The following is a 19,867-nucleotide window of genomic DNA, read 5'->3' on the forward strand; positions in this document are numbered from 1 at the left end:
GTGAATGACAATCAGATTTCTGTTCACTGGTCTGAGCTTCCGGCCGAAGAGTTAATCCGTTTCTGGCAGGACGTCGATGCCGGCACACAGGATAATTTTCTTACTGAGCCGGTCAAAAAGCGGACCCGCCGTAAGCGCGGTGAACACTCCACAAAAGCCAAATGTGAAAACCCGTCCTGGTTCCGTCCTGAGCATTATAAAAAGCTCTCCGGACAGCTCGGTCATGCCTACAATCGCCTGGTGAAAAAAGACAAAGAAACGGGGCAGGTCAGCCTGCGCATGCATGTTTCCCGTCACCCTCTCTATGTTGCCGGCCGCCGTAAAGCGGGACGTAAATATGGCTTCCGTCCGGAACGTCAGCGCCTGCTCGATGCGCTCTGGCCAGTGCTCATCAGCTTCTGTGATGCCGGCAAGCATACCGTTGGCATGTGTATCACCCGTCTTGCAAAAGAACTCAGTGCAAAGGACGCAAAAGGCAATGTCATTCCTGAAACGGAGGTGACGGTGTCACGCCTTTCACGGCTTATTGAGGAACAGGTACGGTTTGGCGTTCTGGGCCTCGCAGAAGAACGCGCCTGGGATCGTGAATCCCGCACCTGGTTGCCAACGTATGTCTATATAACCCCCGTGGGATTCCAGATGCTGGGCGTCGATATGGACAAGCTGTTTAAAGAGCAGGAGAAGAAGCTCCGTCAGAGCGCCGAGCGTGAGCAGCTGATCCGGGAAGGAGTGATGAGCGAACATGATGATGTTCAGGCCCACTCTGCGCGGAAATGCTGGTCTGGCCGTAAGCGTCGGGAGGCACTCGTTTACCGCCGCAAAAAAGGCGCGGAGCGTAAACGTGCCAACAATCTGATTAAGCTGCCGGCAGATGAACGACTCCATGCAATGTCTGAATGGATTTACCGCACCCTCCCGCCTGACGAAGCGTACTGGTGCACATCTGAGCGCCTGAAGGCTCTGGCCATCCAGCATCTTTACCAGCTGGATCTGGCGCTTTCTCCCCCGGACTAGTCACAGACGACACAACAGTCTTCTTGTTTACGGGCCCCTCACCGGGGCTTTTCGTGCTGGTTTTTTTCGGCCACTCTGCTCATTTTTCAACCTTCACTCCGTTCTCCTTCCGGTCACCATGACGTTCTGCTTGTCGTTATGGCCCCCAGTGGCCACTGTCTCTTTTTTTTACACAGAAATCCGCAAACGAATAAGTGAAGTAACCCGGAAACGAATAAAAGACATTCCGCAAAACAGTCTTACTTCACCGTTTTTATCTCTCTGTTCATTTCATTCCAGAGTAGATCTTTGTCTGCAGTCACTCTGTGGATAACGAAAAATGCCTTCGCATGCAGCGGCCTCACGGCCTCGCGCTCAGAACAAAATCAAAAGTACCTCCCGTCGCAAGCGCCGGGCCCCTTTCTGGCCAGAACCCGGCACCGCATACATACCTGACCCCTGCTAAACCGACGCCGCCCCGGCCCAAAGGGCCGGAACACCCTCGCTTTAAGAGGGATGTTGTAACTAGTATCAAGAGTAGCTGTAGTTAAGTCACGGTAATCACTTCATACACGCTCGTAAGCGCCTGACGGCGCTAACGCGGAGATACAGCCCGTCAGCGGCCATCGGCCTTGACGGACTCACTCCGACCGCGCACATTAGCAATCGGAAAGCTTTAAGCGGGTATAGCTTTGCAGGGAAAGGGATGGGATTGGCAGAACCTATCAATCCGTAACGGCTGATGCCGGTTACGACGCCCCTCACCAGAATCACCCGGTTCAGCTCCGGCTGGCGTCTCCATGCCGCTTCGCGGCATACATGTTCCATGAACCCTGGACTACACAGGCTGGCCATCATGGGCGAAGGTTTACTGACAGCATCAGACTATTATTTTACCCTTTAAAGCAGGGTTGCCTAAATCCGGGAGCGCGATAAGCTTTAACGGGTGATTTTCAATCAGGATGAGTAAAATGGATATAATTCTTCCGGGAAACAAAAGCCAGGCACGACTCTGGGCAGAAACCATGATTAATCTGGAGGCCCGCAAACTCGTCAATACCGCTAATATTGTTGGCGCCCGACATCTGGGGGATGGATTGACGCGTCTCAAATTCATCGATGAAATTAAATCTGTCATTAATGGCGAATTTGAGCGTGCCCGGCGGGCAAAGTCTGACGAAGAGTGCATGACCTGCCTGCGTAACCTGCAGGCAGAAAACAGCAGTCTGCTTGAGCAGAGCCGGCAGCTCCAGACCGGTTATGCGAAACTATATGCCCAGATCAAATACGTCAGGGATGAAGACCGGATGGTCGGTTATGTCATCTCAGGAATTAAAGTGGTGCTGGCAGGTATGCAGGGCGTATTTGGCTTCGTGCTGACTTCCTCAATGACCCCCGTAGGCGTTCTTGCCGGGGCTATTCTGATTGTCGACTCGGCCAACACGATAACCCGTGAAGTTGGTCGTCAGTTCCTGAATGAACCTGACACGCAGGGTATGTTTGGTGATGGTGCCATGAACATCGCTAAATTCATGGGATTTGAACGATCAACAGGGTTAGGGATATACAACGGGATCGCGCTTGCAGGCAATATCTACAGTGTCTATGGATTAATGGCCAGACCTGGGACATGGCGTCTGTTTAACTATATCAGCACCGATTTTTACCGGAAAATCGACACCATGTCCCGGGGCAAACTGACAATGAAAATTGTGGGATGGGGGGTAAAGGCTAAGGTTGTTTTCGATCTGATCACTTCTGATGACGCTGGGAAATGAGATTCCGGCGGTAATGCCATGATTTATAGGCCAGCTTCAAAGGCATGGTAATCGTAAACAGAGTGCCAAGAACAAGAATAGCCACGCCAAAGGAAATGGCATGCATCCTCGAGCCCGCCAAAAGTGTGACCACAAAAATCAGTAACATGACTGACAGCACCCATATCAGGGCCTTAAAACGGTTTGCCAGATCGTTCAGGAGGGTATCCATCTCCGTACCCGTTTTAGCTGAACTGGCCTGCAGCCGGACAATGTCCTCTTCACTGAAGCCGTGGTTCGTCAGATCACTTTCATGGTTCATGCTTCTCTCCTTTTCCCTGCGGGAAGTTTAACATGCCCTGCGCTAATAACCAGTTAAGCCCGACCGATAACCTGTCAGGTGGTTACGGGCTATCAGTTCTTTCTCACTGATAGCCATCACGTCATCCTAAGTAAGCCAAAAGCAGACTGTACCAGACCAATAATCCCCAGGTGGCCGGCGTAAGCATAATGGGGTCAGTTTGGATATAGAGAATTATTGTACGGTAAGCCTGTTTTTTGAAAAGGCTCACCTATAGCGATAAGGTGTACTCCTGCGCTATACGCCATTTTCAGGGGATTTGACCTTAATCGAATAACCATCCATGGCAAGTCCCTTCCATTCGTTAAGGTTGCTTTTCGTATTTCGGAGGCATGAAATTGGAAGGAGGCATGAGTGAAAAACTGATATTTTTCATCGTCCACTACTTTGTCAATTTTTTATGTAATGACATTTAAGTTAAAAATACTGACTCTAGTTTCAGACACAAAAAATACCAGTTGAAAGCAGGGGGCTATGATTCAGCCTGTACAGCAGTATTTATCTCTTCAACAACCGCCATCATGGCCGAGGCATTCATACTGATTTGCGAGATTATTTCTGCGGTCTTTTCTGCCGTATTGACAGATTTTATGATCGCATCATTACTCTCACGTATTTTCACTACGGACTTTTTACAGAGTTCGCTGTTCTGCTCAGTAATACCCGAAATTTGTTTCGTAGCGGAATCTATCCTGTCCGCCAGAAGACGTACTTCAGCAGCCACAACAGAAAATCCCCGACCATGAATTCCAGCCCGAGCAGCTTCGATTGTGGCATTCAGTGAAAGCATTTTTGTCTGGACGGCGATATCATGGATAGTATTTGATATTTCAGTTATTTCTGCGGAGCGCTGTGATAATTGCTGAATATACCCATTCAGCACCGTGGTAGTGGTAATTGCGTCTTCAAGAGCAACAGACGTTTCTGCAATTGCTGCACTGACATGTGATGTCTGCTCCGCAGTTAAAGATGACACATCATATGCCTTATGCGCCGCCTGTGCTTCAAACTCATTTTTTAACTTCTGTTTTGTAATATCCTGAGCATATTTGACAACCTTCATTACCTTTCCGTTAAAATCAAAAACAGGACAGTAACTGGCCTGTAGCCACAAATCCGCACCGTGTTTCGTGATGCGCCGGTATACACCGGTCAGCGTTTCACCACAACTTAATCTTTCCCAAAAAAGTGCATACTCAGCAGATGTACTGAAAGTTTTATCGCAAAATAATGAATGGTGTTTACCCTGGATATCTGCCAGGCTATATCCTGCAGCATTTAAAAAATTATCATTAGCTGTGATAATGTGTCCCGATGGATAAAATGTGATCATTCCCATAGAAAGACTTGCAGCTTTTAATAACGCATCCTTTTCAAGAGCTATGACAATACGCTCTGTTATATCACTGGCTATTTTTATGATGCTTTTTACTTTACCCCCCCTGCTTTTAATAGGGATGTAGTTAGCTTCAAGCCATATTATCGAGCCATCTTTTTTATAACGCATGAACTTGTCAGAAAACGAGTACCCGGCAGAAAGTTTTAGCCAAAAAGACTCATAATCTGTACTTTTTACATAGTCTTCATCACAAAATATGCGATGGTGCTGTCCAATCAATTCGTCTCTTTCATAACCAACAACATCAAGAAATTTTTTATTTACGTCATAAATGACGCCATCTGTTGAAAACTCTATAAAAGCTGCGTGATCCTGCAGCGCCTTCAGAACAGGTTCTGAAGAATGAATGAATTTTTTAAGCATTTTTTAGTCCTGGATAGTTTTTTATCTAAAAAGTCAGGCTCATAAAAAGAAACAGAGTTGGCGACAAGCATATGCCATACAATATTCATGGAATCAACAGGATAGTGTCTATCAGGAGAAAAGGCAACAGATAAACATGGACATTAAAAAAAATTGTATAACTATATTGAAGTAGGAGTTTAAGTTCAATAGCATAAGATTAATGTGTTGATTTATTCTCCGACGGTTGGTTTTGTCGATACCACAATGTTTTCTATAACATTTGGTTATAAAGAGCGCTTTTTTTTCAAGAGAAAGGAATTTACATATACCGAAAGTTTATTAAAACTGTTCCTGCTAACTGAAAGCACCACTTTATTTAAAGAAATACATAAATATATCACTTTAGTGAGATAAACGATTTAAATGATTAATTCCAACCAGAGAAACGAAGAAAAAAGACAGCTTTCTTTATATAACATCGAACTTTTGAATACCGGCTCAGATGAACGTTTCGATCGACTGACGAGAATAGCGGTAAGGTTGTTTGATGTTCCAATAGCGCTGGTTACACTAATTGATGAAGAACGGCAGTACTTCAAATCCTTATGTGGTGTGGAACTGCAACCAATAAATAAAATGGTGTCATTCTGCAATTGGATTTTAAAAACCGGACAGCCTTTGGTCATTGAAGACACATTGATGAATCCAAACTTTTTAAAAAATCCTCTGGTTACCGGCTATCCTTTTATACGTTTTTATGCAGGATATCCGGTGCGTTTACCCGGCGGAGATATAGCCGGTGCAATCTGCGTGCTTGACAGTTCGCCAAAAATCTTTTCCCCAGAGCAAATGTCTTTGCTCATGGACCTCGCAGCAATTGTAGAAGACGAGTTTGAATTATTACAAATAGCCATTAAAGATTCTTTAACTGAACAATTTAACAGCCGCTCCTATACCCTCTTTCTTGAAAAAACCTTCCGCAAAGCACGATTAAAAAAGAGCGTGTTTAGTGTCATCGTTATTGATCTCGATGAGTTCAAATTTATCAATGACACCTTTGGACACCATGAAGGCAATAGAGTGCTGAAGGCTTTCGCCCGCATCCTTGAAGAGGTTACAGCAGGCAATCACATGATTGCCAGACTCGGTGGTGATGAATTCAGTATTTTACTTACTGACTGACTGCTCAGAGGCTGATGCTGTATCAGTTGTAGAAAAAATCAAGCTAGCTGTGCATAACTTAAATCAATCCGCTACAATATCCGGTATATTATCATTTTCAGCAGGTACTGCAGAATTTAATGCAGAGAAACATAAGGTACCTTCCGACATAATGAAAGAGGCAGACATGAAAATGTATGCCATAAAAAATGGAGAGATATCCTGATCCGGTATGTTATACATTATCAGACACTCGCTCACCACAGTCTCCAACCTCAGTAATGTGGCCCGACAGGACTGTGCAGGTGAAAAAGAGAGAACCGATACGACGCACTTATGACAAAGTCCGGAGCAGAAACTCTATATTTGATTGTTTTGAAAACTTAGAATAGACATGGACTACAGAGCAGTCTTGCAACCTCTTGAGTTGCGACAGTGATATCTAATACAGATTCCTGCCAGTTCTCAATCAGTCTGAGAAGATAATGCATTAGACGAAACCGTGTTTCTCAGCGCCGAGCATATTGCTGAGTTGAGGTGATGCTGGCGTGGCCCATCGCGCCTTTAATGCTGATCAATTCCTCGCAATAAGCAAACATCGCGGTCGCAAAGTTTATCCCTGGATCGTGCAGCGCCCTAGTCAGACATGCGGTCGATCGTCAGGGGGCAACCTTCTGATGCGCCACTTCTCTCGCCCCGGACCTTGTCAATCCACATTGCTAGCCGCATCTGATGCAGATACTAGTGTCATCTGCTTCAAATGCACGAAACAGCTGGCCGTACCCCTCCGGCGGGTGCGCCGATAACCAAAACGCCTTCGTTCGAGCGCAAGCTTTGTGATACGCCCTGATAAATGTGCTTCAGCAGCTGTACGCTGATGCACATTTATCAGGGCATATTATCTAGCTGACTCTTGAACGCAGACGTTTTGGTTATCGGCGCATCTGGCTGATGCTGCGTCAGGAGGGGCTGGCGTCTGAACGGTTTCCGCTTCTGCGTCTGGATGCCCCGAGCCTGACCTGGCCGATGGAGCTTGGAGAAAGAAATACTGAAAAGTTTGTCCGTCTGTTCCTGTTGCCGGGAGTAGGTCATTGTGGCGGTGGTGAAGGGTTAAATCAGATAGATTTGCTTTCTCCGCTGATGGAATGGACCGAACAACATAAGGCACCAGATGTTCTGATTTCGGGCAAGTTGGCCTCTGATACTCATGAAAAAGTGGCAATGCCACCAATGCAGCCGCAGGGAACAATGTCTGAAGGCAAAATGAAAGCAGAATCTCTTTTTCATGGTCTACAGCTGACCAGTTCTCCGGTTGCTGCAGCTATGCCATTACTCTACGTGCTGCTCACCGCTGTTGTGCAGGGCTTCAGGTTCAGCTCTCTGGCGAACTTCCGCGTTTCATGCGCGGTATACGCTGAACCGTTATCCTTCAGCCACTGTATCGGAGTATCCGGCAACCTGTCGCCGAAACGCTTTTCCACCGACCTCAGCATCACATCCTGCACCCTCGAACTGTCGTAGCCTCCGGTGCTTGCCGCCCAGTCTATGGCCTCTCTGCCACAGCAGTCCCGCGCGAACGTGACCCGCAGTTTTTCACCGTTGTCACAGCCGAACTCGAAGCGGTCCGAACTCCACCACATATTGCTTTCTGCTACCGCGTATTAGACGTCAACTAGTTTTGCCGACTGGCGCCAACTACTCTGGCCGCATCCATTGATAGGTGGTTTTAAGCCACGCTGGTTACTGCCTTCGCTGTCTTTTTCCGGTAACTTTCTCCTTTTAGCTCGAAAATATATCCGTGATGGATCAGCCGGTCGGCTGCTGCCACAGCCATCGTTTCATCCACGAAGATGCTGCCCCACGTGCTGAACGGATGGTTGCTAGTGATGACCAGACTGCCGCGCTCATCGCGATGCGCGATCAGTTCGAACAACACTCCCGTTTCCGCGTTGTCGCGTTTGACATACCCGAGGTCGTCTATCACTATCACCCGGTAGCTATCCAGTTTCAGCAGAAGCTCGTTCAGTTTTAGTTGTGTCCGCGCTTTACGCAGCTCCTGCAGCAGCTCTCCGGCACTGTAGAACCGGGCCCGGTAGCCCAGCCTTACAACACCATCCACGATCGCCTCCGCCAGAAGGCTTTTTCCCAGGCCGCTGGCACCGAACAACAGGACGTTTTCTACGGCATCAACCCAGTCTGTCGTTTCGCAGAGCTGCCAGAACTGAGCGTTATTCAGTTCCGGCACCTGACTGAAGTCATACTCACCCAGCGTTTTCGCCACCGGCAACCGGGCTTCCTGAGAGTCTGCTCTGTGCCAAATGCTGACGCTCAGGAATTGAGTTTCAGGTACTTTAAAAGCGAGGCTAGAGACTCGACAGGTCCAGCGTGACAACTAGGTGAGCGGGTTTCATCCCAGGGCATTGCATCATCAGTGCAGAAGTCTCCTGCACATTCCATTTCAAGACGTTCGTCAATTAAACCAACAGGAACCCAGACATAAGGTACATCTCGCAGACTGTTAGGCACAGTTGAGCCACATACATTGCAAAAATCTGTACGGTACCCCGTTGGCTTAGACCATGAAGCAATGCAGTTTTCCCCTTTAATCCAGCGAAACTCACTGTCTTTGACTAGTGTGGCGAGATTGTAACCCACGCCGCTCTGCTTTCTGCAAAGCGAGCAATGACAACGATAAAACACTGCTGGTTTATGAGTAAGTTCAAATTCAATTGTTCCACACAAACAAGATCCATTCATTTCAAAACCATTCCTGCAAGGCCTAAGAGATTTTATGAAACATTACCATCTTTTTTGTACTGAATAGGAGCGCTCTTTTTGGCAACTCAAAATCAGCTATCAGTCGGTCTGAATATCCGCTCTTCGCTCATAACGGACTGCGCTCACTTATTGCAGTGAGCGTTACCTTGTGTTTAATGCCAGCCTGGTATAGTCAGGTTGACAGTACCGGTTTCAGGTCTTCGTCATTAAAAACGGTTCCGGTCTTCAGGACGCCATAACACCAGTGCACCAGTTTCCGCATCAGCGCGCCAATGGCCACCATTTTAGGTTTACCCCGCAGGCACATCTCATCGTAAATATCACGCATTCGCTTATTGTAGATTTTTCCGCACAGGGCGGACATGTAAAGCTTCGCTCTCAACTGAGGGGGGCCGATTTTCGACATCCGCGGCCGGCGCCGGACCGATGTGCCTGAGCGTTTCTCGATCGGCACCACGCCCAGAAAGGCGGCAGCCTGCTCAGCCGATACAAAGTTATGGCTGCGAAGCACGACCAGCATATGCATCCCCAGCTGGGGACCAACCGATTTAATTGAGGTCAGCAGTGTATAATCACGCCTCAGTGCAGGGCTGGCTTTGATATGTGCTTTTATCTGCCGCTCGATATTACTTACCTCCTCGCGCAGAAGCTGCGCCATACGCCTGCAGGAACTGATAATATCTGCAGGTGTGTCTGTCGACAGGTATTTTTCCAGCCTGTTCTCCTCACGCAGGGCATCACCCAGCAGAACATCCCGCCGTCGCAGGAGTGCACCGAGATATCTGATTTCGGGTGCCGGCGGCTCCCAGCGGTGTGGCTTCTTAAGGAATGCGTAACAGGCCAGCATATACGCATCCACCTTATCCGTTTTTGTCATGATTCCCATGCCACGCGCAAACTCCCGACTACGGTGAGGGTTGGCCAGAGAAACCCGGAAACCGGCATCATGTAATTCAGTGGCCAGCCGTTCGTGATAAACACCGGTAGCTTCCATTACCACATGAACATCTTCCGGACTGCAATGTTGAAGCCTGAGCCAGCGAAGAATATTTTCAACTGAATGTCTGTTATTCTGGATGTTACGGGTTTTTATGCGTCCTTTGATACCGTCATAAAGCATGCAAAGATCCAGGGTTTTTTTACTTACGTCAATGCCGACTGGAAACATGGTCAAACTCCTCTCACATAAACCGTCACGCCTGTTCGCCTTGTACATACGGAGTCGAGCTCCCGGTAACCGTTCAACCTTATGTGCTGGCGTGAAAGGTGAAGCGGAGGGCCATGTGCTGCAAATCAAGGTTCAGCGGTGCCGACTTTTCTGACCTTAAGGGAAGGGGGCAGCTCACTCTGCTTCAGTGGTGGTAGCTAATCACCACAAACTGTTAGATACAAGCCACCGTGGCGGATGTCACCCAGGTCGACAAACTGCTGCACGGCGACGAGAACGTCGTCTGCGCCGATGACGGCTACACAGGCGTCGAAAAGCGCTCCGAGCATGCCGACCGAGAAGTGATCTGGCAGGTCGCAGCACGCCGCAGCACCTACAAGATGCTCGATAAACGCAGCACCCTGTACAAAGCCAAGCGCAAGATCGAGAAGGCCAAGGCGCAAGTGCGAGCGAAGGTAGAGCCCCCGTTTCGCGTGATCAAGCGGCAGTTCGGCTACACCAAGGTACGTTTCCGAGGGCTGGTGAAGAACACTGCACAACTGGTGACGCTGTTTGCCCTGTCGAACCTATGGATGGCCCGCCGACATTTGCTGGCAAGCGCAGGAGAGGTGCGCCTGTAATGCGGAAAATGGCCGTCGCAAGGTGCTCGCGACGGCTGAAAGCACCGAAATGAGCGGGTGATCCGATCGTTTTTGATCGGTTCACCGCTTTCAAAATCAGCAGTGGCAGAAGTCAGCCGGAAATACAGGGCTACTTCAGACCATCCCTAGCTAGGGCTCGTAGTTCGGCGCAAGGCTGAAGTCGCTTGGCTGCTTCGCTGTGCAGATCCATGACCCACTTTCCATCAAACTCCCGGTCGTAGTTCCACAAGCATCTCGCGAGTCTTGCCGGCCCGCTCCACTAACAAGACCACAACATCTCCAACGTTCTTGTCGTCTAGCCGGGCCTGTAATGTGGTGACGTCGTCAACGGCGATACCGTCGATGCTGATAACGCGATCGCCGGGCACGATGCCGCCTGCGGTGACCTCGACGCCGACGAGCCCGGCCCTGTGCGCCGCCGAGCCCGGCGTCACGCGCAATACGAATACGCCCTTACTGCCGGTCAGCGCCTGCAGACGCGTGTTGAGCTGCTCATCCACCTCGATGCCCAGCGCCGGACGGATGTACTTGCCGGTCTTTATGAGTTGCGGCACCACGCGCATGACGGTATCGACCGGCACCGCAAAGCCTATGCCGGCCGAGGCGCCAGACGGACTGTAGATGGCGGTATTGATTCCGATCAGCCGCCCAGCCGAATCGAGCAGCGGGCCACCGGAATTGCCGGGGTTGATGGCGGCGTCGGTCTGGATCAGGTGATCGATGGCCGGGCCGCCCGCTTCTCCCGGCAACGAGCGGTCGAGCGCGGAGACGATACCAGTGGTGAGCGTCCAGTCCAGGCCGAAGGGGTTGCCGATAGCAAACACCTTCTGACCCACCTTGAGGTCGGCACTGGTGCCGACCGGCACGGCCGGCGGGCGCTTGAAACCGACGCCGATCTTGAGCACGGCGATGTCGTGCGCGGGGCTCGTCCCCACCAGCGCGGCCTGGTAGTCGCGGCCGTCGGCCAGTTTGACGGTGGCTTCGGACGCGCCCTGGATGACGTGGAAGTTGGTGACGACGTGGCCGGCGTCGTCCCAGATGAAGCCCGAGCCAGTGCCGCGCGGCACGGAGAACACGTTGCGCGTCCAGACATCGCGTACTAATTGCGCGGTGGTGATGTAGACCACCGAGGCGCGCGATTTTTCGAACAGTTCGATGGTGGTTTTCTCGTCCGCCGCCAGATCGCCACGCGCCATCACGGTGCGTTCTGCTGCCTCGCGCGGACTGAACCAGGCCTCGATGGCAGACAGAAACTGCCACAGCAGCATGAGCGCGGCAATACAGGCGGTGATGAAGAGCCAGCGCCGGACGAAGCGGTCCGGCGCGGGGCGTTGGTACGGGTCGAGATAGGCCATGAGACGTCTCCTGTTGATGGGCAATCAGCACCACAGCCCGCTCGGGCGCCAGCGCGGTGGGCGCGTCGCCAAAGCGGATTCCGGCAAAAAATGGGGCGCGCGGAGTGGCAACGCTGATGCTGGCCCAGGCGCCAACGTCAGCAGGCGTGCGATGCGCTCTTGCGTTGCCGGACGCGTGCGCAAGCAGGAGGGCTCGGGATTGCCCCATCCCGGCCATAGCCAGGCACGCCAGGAGCGGCTGACCCGCTCGATTTTCGCCAGCGCGGACGCCAGCCCCTGCGGGTCGCCAGTCAGTTCCGCCGCAAGGCGGTCAGCGTCGAACTCACGCACGCGAGACAAGCCGAGCTGTGCGAGCAGGGCCAGTTGGGGCGATGCGGCCAATAACAATAGACCAGGCCAATAGACCTCCGCCGCGCCAACCAGCAGCGCGGGCAGGCTGAGCAGGATCGCGATCTGTCCCATAAGGGCCAGTAGGCACGTGAGGCGACTGACGGAATCCGCCAGCCCCATGATACGCAGATCCTCATTAGTGATGTGCGCGACCTCGTGCGCGAGCACACCCGCCAGCTCGCGTGGGCTCAGGCTGCGCAGCAGGCCATCGGTGAGGGCGATCGATGCCTCCTGCTTCGATCCGGTGGCGAAGGCGTTGACGACGGCACTGGGCACATAGTGCGGCACCGGCGTGGCGGGCAGCTCGCGCAACAGGGCCCACATCTCGTGGGCTTGTTGCGGGTGCAAGGCCCGTACGCGGTACAGGCGCAAGCTCAGCGCCGACGCGGCTACCGGGTCCAGCAGCAACGCACCTGCAACGGCAAACAGCGCGAGCCACAGGCAGCCTTCCCCAAATGGCAGTCTCCCTGCTGCGGCTGCGATCCCGACCAGGGTCAGGACCAACAGCCCGGTCTGCAGGCGGTTGAGCCAGCGGTGTTGCAAGAGCGCAGTGCGCGGATCACTCGGATGATGACGGGTCATGCTCAGAGGTCTCGGCGGCGCGGTCGCCGCGCTTGCGCAGCAGCCAGTAGGTCGCACCCAGAGCCAGCGTGGCGCCTGCCAGCGCGGCTATCTTTGCGGGGCTCGCGTCGGAGTCGAGGATCACGAACTTGCGGGAGAGTGCGATCACCGCGATCAGGACCACCGTCTTAACCTGGATGATGCTGTCCCGACGCAGCGCCACGCGCACGATGGAATGCTTGAACTCCATCGCGATCAAGAGCGTCATGATCATGCCGAACACGCTCTGGAATACCTTGTGGTCCAGGGGATTGAAGGCATCGAGAACCAGCAGCGTGAAGACGATGGAGATGAGCTGGAACAGCGACACCATGATGATGACGGCGATCACCGCCGACAGCACGAGCGCGACGACCTGCTCGAAGCGCTCGTAAAAACTCATGATGGCCAATTGGTCACGCAAGACCTGAAATGGGTTAAGGCGTTTTGATTTCATGACTATGAACTCCCTGGAAAACGGCTGCTGTCAAGACGGCGGCGCATTGCACTGATGTGTCCTTCAATCAACTCGGTCGACATGCCAAGCGTCGACATCACCTGTTCCGCCAGCCCAATAGCTGCGGCAAAGGATTGCTGATAAACGCGCACGTTAGGCATGGCGCGAAATGCATCGGCCGCGGTCGTACTTCTGCATGACACCCACAAGGTTAGCGCCGGACGGCGCTCGGCAATCGCCTGGGCGATGCGCAACGCTTGCTGGGCATGGGCGAACGTTAGCACCACCAAGTGCGCATGCGTCAAGCCGGCAGCCAGCAAGGTATCGGGCCGACTGGCATCGCCATGGAACACCGGCGCGCCGGCGGCACGCGCGGCCTCTACCTTCTGCGCGTCCGCCTCCAGCAGCAGATGCGCCACGCCGGCGTGGCGAAGAATCTCGCTGACTGTCAGGCCAAGCTCGCCCGCGCCGCAAACGATGACATGGTCTCGATATCGCGTCGTCTGCGCGGCGATCTCGACTTCTTCAGCCTGGGGTGGCTGAATGACGCCGCCGGTGCGGCTCAAGAACCGGGCAAGTACATCGTGATGGCGGATCAGTAGCGGTGCCAGGGCCATGCTGAGCACCAGCGCGACCAGCATGGGTTGGACGACGGTCGCGGGGATCAGATGCTGCTGCAAGACCGTGCCCAACAACAGCAGGGCGAACTCGCCGCCGTGCCCCAACGCTATGCCCGTGCGCCAGGCATCGAGGGCGGACAGGCGCGTCGCCCGCAAGGCCAGCGTATTGAGCAGGATCTTGACCGGTACCAGCACCACCAGCCACGCCAGCACCGCCAGCGGTGCCGAAAGAATCTGTGCTGCGTCCAGTTGCAGGCCGATGGTCACGAAGAACACGCCCGACAACACATCGCGAAACGGCCTGAGGTGGCTTTCCATGTGGTGCCGGAAGTCGCTCTCGCCCAGCACCATCCCGGCGAGGAAGGCCCCCAGGGCGGCGGATACGCCGACCGCGTGCGCAGCAGCGGCGGCAGCCACCACCACGCACAAGGAGACGAGCACGAACGATTCCTCGTGGCCCCGCCGCGCCACCCAGCCCAGCAGGCCATGCAACAGACGGCGCGAGACGAGGGCCGCTGCCGCGAACAGCAGCAGCACACCGAATACTTCGAGCAGCACATGCTCGATCTTCGGCGACTCGCCGCGCGCCCAGATCGCCAGCAAGGCCAGCAGGGGCACGCTGGCCAGGTCCTGAAAGACCAGCACGGCGATGGCACTGCGTCCGTGGCGGGTGGTGAGCTCGCCTTGGTCGGCCAGTTGTCGGCTGACCAGCGCCGTGGACGACATGGCCGCCGCAGTGCCGAGCAGCGCGGCGCTCTGGCCGGGCTGCCCCAGCCACATCAATAGCAGGATCAGCGGCGGGGCCACGGCGATCATCTGCAGAGCGCCCGCCATCAGCACCGTCCTGCGGGCGAGCCAGAAGTCTCCGAGGGAGAATTCCAGTCCGACCATGAACAACAGCAGCGCCACGCCCAGCTCGGACAGAAAGCTCAGCGTCTCCCCCGGCGCGATCACGCCGATGACTGAGGGGCCCAGTACAACGCCGACAGAGAGATACCCCAGCAAGGCGGGCACTCTGAACGCCGCCGTCGCCATCGCCGCCAGGCTGCAAGCTGCCAGCAGGATTAGTGTAGTGCCGAGCAAGCCCTGCATCGGTCAGCGTCCCACTTGCGTCGACGTCCAGCGCACGATGTCCTGCGCGCCCATCACGCCGGCCTGACGGGCGATTTCCCGCCCACCCTGGAACAGGGCAAGCGTCGGGATGCTGCGGATACCGAACTGCGTGGCCAGGTGGGGCTCAGCCTCGGTATTCACCTTCGCCAGCCGGATCCTCGGTTCGAGCTGGTGCGCCGCTTGCTGGAACTGTGGCGCCATCATCTTGCACGGCCCGCACCATGGCGCCCAGAAATCGACCAGCAGCGGCAGATCGCTGCGCTCCACGTGGCGCGAGAACGTCGCCGTGGTCAACTCGATGGGCTCGCCCGTGAACAAGGGCTGCTGGCAGCGGCCACAGTTGGGATGTTCCGATAGCTTCGCAGTCGGTACGCGGTTGATGGACTGGCAATGCGGGCAGACAAGGTGAAGATCATTCTTCATGGTTCGCCTCCTTGGACCACAGTGAGGCTGCCTCGTTTCGGGTCACAGACAATGCCGACCAATCAACGCCTTGGAGCCAATCGTTCCCGTTTTTGCTTACTCCGGCCTCTTCCAGATGAGCAGCGATGAATGCTTCGGCCTGCATGAGCCACCTTCGGACAGCATCTTCCTTACTAGGAATCAGCAGGATTTCAGAGACGCTGCTGGCATTCAGCCCGTCCACACGGATAAGCAGAAAAATGCGCCGCCACAAACGCGGCATGTCCTTCAGCAGGTCAAATGCAAAAGCGAACTCGCTCGACCGATCAATCAGCTCCTCCTGTTCCGCGATCGTTGCGACATCGGGATGCTGACTGCCAGCGAAAATATCGGCCAGCTTGAGTGTGTCATCGTGCTGATAAAATTCGAAGATTTCCTCTTCCACCATGGCCTCGGCCACGTCTTGGGCATCCGGTTCGACCGGCGCGTCCAGAGAAACGAATTCGCCAAATTGCCGGCTGCTTGCCACTTCGTTATCCAGGACGGCGAACAGATGCTTCAAAAGACCGGTGTAAGCCTCTTTTTCCCCCGGCACGGATTGCCATTCCACCTTAGCTCGGACAATCGCTTCATCCACCACGTCGCGCAGCGTCGGATAATCGCGCGGTAAATCGCCGACGGCCCGCAGATAAGCCAGCTCACGCCTTGCGACAGCCTCAAGTTTCGACAGTAGAGGCATTCGGGTCACCTCGGCCTCATGGGCGGCTGATGCGGGTTTTGCGGCAATCCGCACCTTGAGCTCGCGCAAGCGCTCGCGTCGTGCTTTGCGCTTGATTTGATCCTGAGCATGCAGTCGGTCAAAATGCTTCTTGGCCTGACGGAACAACGACTGTGCGAGCATCTGCGCGAGGGGCGTCAGCTCGTCATGTGATGCAGTAACGCTGACAATCTTTTTGCCGGGCAGGTGCATATAGCCACTGGCCAGAAATTGCCGCTTGATCTTGTCGCGATCAAGGACGATTTGAAGTCGCGCTGAATCTTTAGTGTGTTTGTCGAGCAATGGCTTGAGGGCGTGCTCGATCACATTTCCCAAAGCTCTCTGCCAAGGTTCATGAAACTCTTTGTCGATAGCTCGATAGCTATATTGTATCTGCATGTATGACTCCTTCGATGTCATTTCTATGGAGGCATGAATCGAGGATGCTCATATCCATAGATTTTGGTTTGGCACGCTCTTACCCCAGGCGCGTTTTGCGAAGACTCCAACTCAAGAACAAAAGCGTGACGCCATAGACTGCCGCATGGAAACCCAACAGCCAGCCTGCGGCCACGAATGACTCGACCGGACGGGTAAAAAATATCCACAAGACGATAGCACCAAGGATAATCGAGAGCAGTCCACTGAGGGCAAGCCAGATTTCACCCTTGATTTCCCGACGCAGCCGAACGGCGGCGGATATCTCCAGCACACCGGTGAAAATCGCCCAGAAGCCCACGCTAGCCCATAAAAAAGAAGCCAAGACTATCGTGGCGACCCAAGGAGCAACCAGGACGACGACGCCCGTAAGTATGCCGACAATGCCGCTGAACAGCAGCCAGCCCCAGCGCTCTTTTTTCTGGATATGGCGCACCGCTGCAAACAAGTTGAACGCGCCATTGACCAAGGAAAATGCGCCGAACATGATGGTCATGGCCAACAGAGCCGATTGTGGCATCCAGAACGCGAGGGCTGCAAAAATCAATGCCAAGACACCGCGCAGCACAAAAAGCCACCAATTTTGGCTCAGCGAACACAGTGCTTTGGTGGGGTCATCCGCATTGGAATTGGCGATGGTGTCTGTGTTCATGCAATATCTCCTAAAGATCTATACAAAATAAAAAATCAAACACTCATGGGACAAGAGAGGGGGCGCTATGCGCCCCCTCTCCAGCGGTTTCAGAACAACCTGGACAGTTTTGCCTTGACTTCATCGAGCCAGCCTTTTCCGCAGCCTCCCCCTCCCGTCTTTTCCTTGATTTTCTTGAGTTCAGCGTACAGGGGCTCAAAGTCCTTCCTTTTTCCATAGCCCAGCAGTTCTGCCATTTCCAACTGCTGCCGGGCTTCGTTCAACAATGTCTCCAGGCGCTCATTGGATGCTTCGCTGCGCTGACCATCTTCTACCAGGGGCTCGGCGCGCTTCAGGAGCAGCTTCGCACGCAGGACGGGCAGCGGAAGCACGCTGCGCTCCTCGACCAGCGTGCTGAGCGCTGACTGCAGCGCGGCTTTGGCTTCTTCGATCTTGCCCTGATCGATCAGCGGCACGACTGCCTTCACGGCTGCGGGATAGGACGCCAAAGGGATGTTGGTGACCGTGATCACGATTTCACTGGCCAGCAAAGCCAGCACGTGGCGAGCCTGTTGCACCTCGCCATGTTTGAGGGCATCCAGCGCCTCGTCGGTCATCGCCTCAATGGTTTCCGTGTTGGCGAACAAGTCGTGCACGATGGTGCGCACATCAACGCCGGCCAGGGCTAGCGTGGGTTCGCGCGCGACGATCAGCTCCAGCTTTCCCGTCACTTCGGCCAGCGTTGCCAATGCGCGTGCAGTGTCCTTGCCGTCAAGTGCGGCCAGCGCTGATTTGGTCAGCGACAAGGCCGAGACTGCCTCATCGAGGACTTGTTTACGTTTGTCTGCCGCCTGCGAGTCCGTTTCTTTCTGAACCTCAGGCTGTACCTCCGTGACGACTTCAGGCTTGGACTCTGGACTGACAGGAAGGCTGCTTACCGCGGCCTGTTCGTTTTTTCCTTCGTTCGTCGCATTGGGATTCGGTGTTTGCTCATTCATGGTGATATGCCTCGTATGAGATAGTGAAAATAGGCGAATCTATTGGGGCTGAATGCGAACATCGCGAGACTGACCGACAGAGCAGTCAGCCCCTTCATCACCTCAAAACAGCTTTTGGATGCGCGTCTTCAACTCGTCGAACCATCCCTTGCCGCTTTTGCCACCAGCCGACTTTTGCTCAATGGACTTCACCTGATCGAAGATGGGTTTGAAGTCCGCCTTCTTGCCATAACCCAGGATCTGCGCCATCTCGATCTCCGTGCGCACGGACGACAGCAAGGTGCTGAGCTCCTCGTTCTGCTTGGCATCGCGCCTGTCGGTCTCGGCCAGCTTTTCAGCTTTTGCCATCGCGGCTTCGGCCCGTAGCACGGGCAGAGGAAAGGCGACCGAGGTCACCACCAGCGTGTTCAGTGCTCGGGCGAGTTCCGCTTTGGCGTTGTCGATCTTGCCGCTGTCGATGAGCCGTGCGGCCGACTTGATCGCTGCCGGGTACGTTGCCATCGGAAGGTTGTCGGTTTGGATTACGATTTCGCTGGCCAGATTGGCAACGATGGGCCGGGCCTTTTGCACCTCGCCATCACCCAACAACTCCCGAGACAACTTGACCGCTTTCTTTACCGATTCCACGTTGGCGTGGATATCGTGGGTGATGACGCGTACATCGACCGGCGCCAAAGCAAGTTTGGCGTCGCGTGCCAATACCAGTTCCAGCTTTCCGCTGGCCAGTTCCAGCGCAGCAAGCGCCTCCTTGGTCTTGTTTGCATCAAGGAGGGTCAAAGCCTCCTGGGTCTTGGTGAGCGCCGTGATGGCGTCTTGAGTGAGCTCGGCACGCTTTTTATCGGCTTCCTGGGCGGCCTTGTCATCTACCTGTGGCTGTGCCGCCTTGGATACGGCAGAGGGTGCTGCAGCACCTGGGCTAGAACCTGCCGCCGATTGGGCCAGAGCCGGTCCGCTCAGTCCGACGACGACCGCCAGGGCAAGTGCGGAGAAGGTGTATTGTGGCTGTTTGATATTCATGATCTTGGGCTCCTGATTGAAGTTAGTTGACTGAGATTTCAATCTGTTTCGGTTTGGCTTGCTCGGCCTTGACAAGCCGCACTTCCAGCACGCCGTCTTTCATGGAAGCCGTCACCTTGGTCGGATCAACGTTGTCAGGCAAGACAAAGCTGCGCACAAAGCGGCCATACGCACGTTCGATGCGGTGGAACTTCTTGCCCTGCTCCTCTTTTTCCAGTTTGCGCTCGCCGCTGATGGTGAGCACACCGTTTTCCGCGCTGACGCGCACGGCATCCTTGGGGACCTCCGGCAGATCCAGCTTGAGGAGGAATGCGTTCTCATCCTCGCTGATGTCCGCCATTGGAGCCCAGTCCGCCGTGGTCATGGCTTCGTTGCCGGTACGGGCGCCCTGTCGCTGGGGTATTCGTCCGAACATCGTCGCCAGGCGGTTTTGCAATTCATCCAGTTCCCGGAAGGGGTCCCACGGAGTCAATGCAGACATATCGG

The 19,867-nt window shown here is 54.2% G+C and carries 17 protein-coding genes and 6 pseudogenes; 6 read left to right on the top strand and 17 right to left on the bottom strand.

Features of this window, described 5'->3' with window-relative positions; all coding sequences use genetic code 11:
* Both repA and HV340_RS23200 read left to right on the top strand, forming a co-directional pair.
* The gene (repA, locus tag HV340_RS23195; RefSeq protein WP_181216582.1) at positions 1-1,014 is read left to right on the top strand and encodes a plasmid replication initiator RepA; all 1,014 of its coding nucleotides are present in this window, start codon (positions 1-3) and stop codon (positions 1,012-1,014) included.
* Positions 1,015-1,964: 950 nt separating this feature from the next.
* Positions 1,965-2,771 (top strand): DUF4225 domain-containing protein, encoded by an 807-nt coding sequence (locus HV340_RS23200; protein WP_023327700.1) that lies wholly within the window; start codon positions 1,965-1,967, stop codon positions 2,769-2,771.
* On the opposite strand, the gene HV340_RS23205 is transcribed toward HV340_RS23200, so the two are convergent.
* Positions 2,746-3,072 (bottom strand): hypothetical protein, encoded by a 327-nt coding sequence (locus tag HV340_RS23205; RefSeq protein WP_023327699.1) that lies wholly within the window; start codon positions 3,070-3,072, stop codon positions 2,746-2,748. The genes HV340_RS23200 and HV340_RS23205 overlap by 26 nt on opposite strands.
* A gap of 511 nt (positions 3,073-3,583) precedes the next feature.
* The gene (locus HV340_RS23210) at positions 3,584-4,873 is read right to left on the bottom strand and encodes a PAS domain-containing methyl-accepting chemotaxis protein (protein WP_049015823.1); all 1,290 of its coding nucleotides are present in this window, start codon (positions 4,871-4,873) and stop codon (positions 3,584-3,586) included.
* Positions 4,874-5,278: 405 nt separating this feature from the next.
* Between HV340_RS23210 and HV340_RS23215 the strand changes: the two genes are divergently transcribed.
* Positions 5,279-6,037 carry a diguanylate cyclase gene (locus HV340_RS23215; protein WP_049015821.1) on the top strand — a complete coding sequence of 253 codons (759 nt, stop codon included), beginning with the start codon at positions 5,279-5,281 and terminating at the stop codon, positions 6,035-6,037.
* Positions 6,038-6,525: 488 nt separating this feature from the next.
* Here the strand turns inward: HV340_RS23215 and HV340_RS24555 are convergent.
* A pseudogene (locus tag HV340_RS24555) lies at positions 6,526-6,627 on the bottom strand (integrase); the annotation flags it as partial.
* Between the two features lie 250 nt (positions 6,628-6,877).
* Here HV340_RS24555 and HV340_RS23225 point away from each other — a divergent pair.
* Positions 6,878-7,048 (top strand): annotated as a pseudogene (locus HV340_RS23225) (IS3 family transposase); the annotation flags it as partial.
* A pseudogene (locus HV340_RS24560) lies at positions 7,046-7,216 on the top strand (tannase/feruloyl esterase family alpha/beta hydrolase); the annotation flags it as partial. The pseudogenes HV340_RS23225 and HV340_RS24560, both read left to right, overlap by 3 nt.
* A gap of 137 nt (positions 7,217-7,353) precedes the next feature.
* Here the strand turns inward: HV340_RS24560 and HV340_RS23235 are convergent.
* The 4 genes and pseudogenes from HV340_RS23235 to HV340_RS23250 form a co-directional block, all read right to left on the bottom strand.
* Positions 7,354-7,674, bottom strand: a pseudogene (locus tag HV340_RS23235) (DDE-type integrase/transposase/recombinase); the annotation flags it as partial.
* Between the two features lie 68 nt (positions 7,675-7,742).
* Positions 7,743-8,315, bottom strand: a pseudogene (gene istB, locus HV340_RS23240) (IS21-like element helper ATPase IstB); the annotation flags it as partial.
* Positions 8,316-8,344: 29 nt separating this feature from the next.
* Positions 8,345-8,773 (bottom strand): GFA family protein, encoded by a 429-nt coding sequence (locus HV340_RS23245; protein WP_001554382.1) that lies wholly within the window; start codon positions 8,771-8,773, stop codon positions 8,345-8,347.
* 193 nt (positions 8,774-8,966) lie between these two features.
* Positions 8,967-9,962 carry an IS110 family transposase gene (locus HV340_RS23250; protein WP_033147120.1) on the bottom strand — a complete coding sequence of 332 codons (996 nt, stop codon included), beginning with the start codon at positions 9,960-9,962 and terminating at the stop codon, positions 8,967-8,969.
* Positions 9,963-10,192: 230 nt separating this feature from the next.
* Here HV340_RS23250 and HV340_RS23255 point away from each other — a divergent pair.
* Positions 10,193-10,582: pseudogene (locus HV340_RS23255) on the top strand (transposase); the annotation flags it as partial.
* 224 nt (positions 10,583-10,806) lie between these two features.
* On the opposite strand, the gene HV340_RS23260 reads toward HV340_RS23255, so the two are convergent.
* The 10 genes from HV340_RS23260 to hsp20-GI form a co-directional block, all read right to left on the bottom strand.
* A complete protein-coding gene (locus HV340_RS23260; RefSeq protein WP_032629948.1) occupies positions 10,807-11,958 on the bottom strand; it encodes a trypsin-like peptidase domain-containing protein in 1,152 nt (383 codons plus the stop codon).
* 24 nt (positions 11,959-11,982) lie between these two features.
* Positions 11,983-12,930, bottom strand: a complete 948-nt coding sequence (locus HV340_RS23265; RefSeq protein ID WP_033147119.1) for a zinc metalloprotease HtpX — start codon at positions 12,928-12,930, stop codon at positions 11,983-11,985.
* Positions 12,908-13,405 carry a heat resistance protein PsiE-GI gene (gene psiE-GI / locus HV340_RS23270; protein WP_001514138.1) on the bottom strand — a complete coding sequence of 166 codons (498 nt, stop codon included), beginning with the start codon at positions 13,403-13,405 and terminating at the stop codon, positions 12,908-12,910. The genes HV340_RS23265 and psiE-GI overlap by 23 nt, the downstream gene beginning before the upstream one ends.
* Before the next feature lie 2 nt (positions 13,406-13,407).
* Positions 13,408-15,117 carry a heat resistance system K+/H+ antiporter KefB-GI gene (gene kefB-GI, locus HV340_RS23275; protein WP_023326110.1) on the bottom strand — a complete coding sequence of 570 codons (1,710 nt, stop codon included), beginning with the start codon at positions 15,115-15,117 and terminating at the stop codon, positions 13,408-13,410.
* Between the two features lie 3 nt (positions 15,118-15,120).
* Positions 15,121-15,561 carry a heat resistance system thioredoxin Trx-GI gene (gene trx-GI, locus HV340_RS23280; RefSeq protein WP_000786816.1) on the bottom strand — a complete coding sequence of 147 codons (441 nt, stop codon included), beginning with the start codon at positions 15,559-15,561 and terminating at the stop codon, positions 15,121-15,123.
* Positions 15,551-16,696 carry a hypothetical protein gene (locus tag HV340_RS23285; RefSeq protein WP_023326111.1) on the bottom strand — a complete coding sequence of 382 codons (1,146 nt, stop codon included), beginning with the start codon at positions 16,694-16,696 and terminating at the stop codon, positions 15,551-15,553. The genes trx-GI and HV340_RS23285 overlap by 11 nt, the downstream gene beginning before the upstream one ends.
* Before the next feature lie 79 nt (positions 16,697-16,775).
* Positions 16,776-17,387, bottom strand: a complete 612-nt coding sequence (gene hdeD-GI, locus HV340_RS23290) for a heat resistance membrane protein HdeD-GI (protein ID WP_001090779.1) — start codon at positions 17,385-17,387, stop codon at positions 16,776-16,778.
* 89 nt (positions 17,388-17,476) lie between these two features.
* The gene (gene yfdX2, locus HV340_RS23295) at positions 17,477-18,364 is read right to left on the bottom strand and encodes a heat resistance protein YfdX2 (protein WP_004118195.1); all 888 of its coding nucleotides are present in this window, start codon (positions 18,362-18,364) and stop codon (positions 17,477-17,479) included.
* Positions 18,365-18,466: 102 nt separating this feature from the next.
* Positions 18,467-19,381, bottom strand: coding sequence for a heat resistance protein YfdX1 (yfdX1, locus tag HV340_RS23300; RefSeq protein ID WP_023326112.1), 915 nt, complete (start codon positions 19,379-19,381; stop codon positions 18,467-18,469).
* A gap of 22 nt (positions 19,382-19,403) precedes the next feature.
* Positions 19,404-19,862 carry a small heat shock protein sHSP20-GI gene (hsp20-GI, locus tag HV340_RS23305; protein WP_001275372.1) on the bottom strand — a complete coding sequence of 153 codons (459 nt, stop codon included), beginning with the start codon at positions 19,860-19,862 and terminating at the stop codon, positions 19,404-19,406.
* Between the last annotated feature and the right edge of the window lie 5 nt (positions 19,863-19,867).

This window comes from Enterobacter sp. RHBSTW-00975, assembly GCF_013615235.1.
GTDB classification, from domain to species: Bacteria; Pseudomonadota; Gammaproteobacteria; order Enterobacterales; family Enterobacteriaceae; genus Enterobacter; species Enterobacter ludwigii.